At 33.1% G+C, this 1,020-nt stretch carries 1 protein-coding gene; it reads right to left on the reverse strand.

Annotated elements, in window-relative coordinates:
• Positions 1-160: 160 nt before the first annotated feature.
• Positions 161-913 (reverse strand): Imm49 family immunity protein, encoded by a 753-nt coding sequence (locus H5072_RS20215; protein WP_182694608.1) that lies wholly within the window; start codon positions 911-913, stop codon positions 161-163.
• Positions 914-1,020: the final 107 nt, after the last annotated feature.

Here is a 1,020-nt window from a genome sequence, read left to right on the forward strand (position 1 = left end):
TTGACTGTAATCTCGTAGCCTCATCTTGGGTTATATCTTATAACTCTTGGTATTTTTGCTCACCATTTAAATTCGGTGTTGTGGGATAAACATCTTCATCAACAATAAAAAGATTAACTACATTACTCATCATTAGCTCTTAAAATTACTGGTGATAGATTTAATCATTAATTAAATATAACGGTAAATAAAGTGATTCAGTTTTACACTGCCAGCCATGCATATCTTTACCCAACTTTGCCATGGTTAATGCGTTTAACGACATAGTTCCTTGTTTATCTTCTTTGTAGTCGCCAAGCTTACAGGCATCTTTATGCCACGTTATAACCTTCTCAATACTCGCTTTCCATAGTGCCTGTTCTACCATAGTTAGTGCATTAATGGCTTCAATCAACGGCAATATATATTGTTGCACATCTTTGTCTTTCGTATTTTTAGCCTCAGTTAACGCTGTTTGTATTTCATTTTGCGATAAAACTTGTCCTGTTCCTATTTTTATCAGTAAATGATCATATAAATAACAAGCTTGGTGCATAATATTATCAGCAGGTAAACTCCAACCAACCGTTTTCAGTTTTTGTTTTGTTGCCACATCACCAAATAATATCACCAAGTTAATACGATGTTGGATGTTCCAATCACCAAGTACATTTTTAAGCTCAGGATCAAAACCGCTTAAGTAAGCAAATATCGCGGATTTTTCTAAATAATTCTTTACTTTATCGAACTCTTCTAACACATAGTGGGCATAAGCAAGAGTTTGATATTTTCCTGACAAAATAAAAACAGCCATTTCTTTTGTTTCTAAATCAACCGATGGATCATGGACATGGGTTAACCTTATATCAATTGTTTTCGGTGCTTTCTTAAAAAGCTTGCCAACTTCAAAATCGTAATTATTTAGTTTTAACATAGTTTATTATCCTTTGGAAACGAAACTAAACTAGACAGCCACTCTAATCATACAAATAAAACTGTGCCATGAAATCTACTTTTTAGGTGAAAACTTTAGCTTTCTTA

Source organism: Pseudoalteromonas sp. SR45-5, from assembly GCF_014163565.1.
Classification (GTDB): domain Bacteria; phylum Pseudomonadota; class Gammaproteobacteria; order Enterobacterales; family Alteromonadaceae; genus Pseudoalteromonas; species Pseudoalteromonas distincta.